Annotated in this window: 1 protein-coding gene; it reads left to right on the top strand. The window is 76.5% G+C overall.

Annotation, left to right across the window (positions count from 1 at the left end; genetic code table 11):
• Positions 1–125: 125 nt before the first annotated feature.
• Positions 126–537, top strand: a 412-nt coding sequence (locus L2I40_RS24345) for a hypothetical protein (protein ID WP_237217894.1), incomplete at its 3' end; no start/stop codon positions are given.

Below are 537 nucleotides of genomic sequence, written 5' to 3'. Positions count from 1 at the left end.
CCGCCCCGCCGAGGCGCTGGCGCGGCTCGAGACGCCCGCGCCGCTTCGCCGCGCGCTGCGCGCGACGCGCAACATGCTTGGCGGCAGGGACCCGGCTGCGGCAAGCTGACGCCCTGGGAGGACGCATGACGATGTCCATCCGCGGCGCGTTGCCCCTTGTGGCGTTGCTGCTCACCGCCTGTGCCAACCTGCCCCCGCCGCAGCCCGGCGTGACACTGCCGGACAGCGCCCAGCGCCAGTTCGGCTTCACCGATCCGGCCCGCAGCGCCATCCTCTCCAGCTCCTTCGTCTTCGGCCAGCCGGGCAGCGTGGCCGGCGACCCGGCCGCCGCGGCCGAGGCCCTGGCGCAGCTCGAATTCCTCACCGTCGAACTCGCCACCGACCAGCGCTGGATCGGCCTGGACCCGCTGGTCGTGCCGATGCTCGCGCAGGGCCGGGCGGAGGCGCGCGCCGCCTTCGGCCTCGATCCGGCCGCGCCGCCGCAGCGCGCGCTGGACGCGCTCTACGCGACGGCGGTCGCGCTGCGCGCCGGCAACC

This window comes from Falsiroseomonas oryziterrae (genome assembly GCF_021864505.1).
Lineage (GTDB): Bacteria > Pseudomonadota > Alphaproteobacteria > Acetobacterales > Acetobacteraceae > Falsiroseomonas > Falsiroseomonas oryziterrae.
This window is presented reverse-complemented; position numbering and strand designations above follow the sequence as displayed.